At 54.3% G+C, this 692-nt stretch carries 1 protein-coding gene; it reads right to left on the reverse strand.

What is annotated here, in order from left to right; genetic code table 11:
- Positions 1–157 precede the first annotated feature (157 nt).
- Positions 158–692 (reverse strand): hypothetical protein (locus tag JF66_RS20935; RefSeq protein ID WP_231556552.1); only part of this gene is annotated, 535 nt, incomplete at its 5' end.

Below are 692 nucleotides of genomic sequence, written 5' to 3' on the forward strand. Positions count from 1 at the left end.
GAGAATGGCCTTGCCCCCGGTTGGTGGACACGGGGTTATGCGGCTTTGGAAGAGGCCTCGCTCTGGTTTGAGTAGTGCATCTCGAGCTCGACTGGGCTGACCTGGTCGGGGGGAGCGTGCCGGCGAAAGTCATATCGGTCCCGATGAAGGACCAAGGTTAAACTTTGAATCGGCTCCGAAATTGTTCCAGAATTTCTGACTCCGGCATCGGGTCAGAATTATCGATCTGCAGGTCCCACGCGAGATCGACACCTGCGGACTCTTCATTGATCGACCGTAATAGCTCATCCGAAACGGGAATGTGCGCCGTCTGATCGCGGTCGCGCACCCGCTGGTAACACGTCTCGAGCGGACTGTAGATCCGGAGTAACTTCACATCATATTTCGACCGGAGCCGGTCCAAAACGACGTAAAAGTAATCCGCCGCCCCGGTCGATTCAAACGACATCGCGTCGGTTGCCGTGAGAATCCGGTCGATTTCGGCCTCTTCCTGATGGAAGCCTTCTTTGAGCAGATCAATGCCGGTCAACTTCGATTTTGGAATATTTCCGAGTCCCAATTTCTCGACACTCAGAAAGGCGATGCCGAATGCGCGCTCGAGCAGGTTCCCGATATGTGTTTTGCCGGAGCCTTTGGGCCCGATGAGAACATAGATGGTTTTAGTGAAGCTCATCCTTTTGAGGGTATCTGGA

Source organism: Cryobacterium sp. MLB-32, from assembly GCF_000738085.1.
In the GTDB taxonomy this organism is placed as follows: domain Bacteria; phylum Actinomycetota; class Actinomycetes; order Actinomycetales; family Microbacteriaceae; genus Cryobacterium.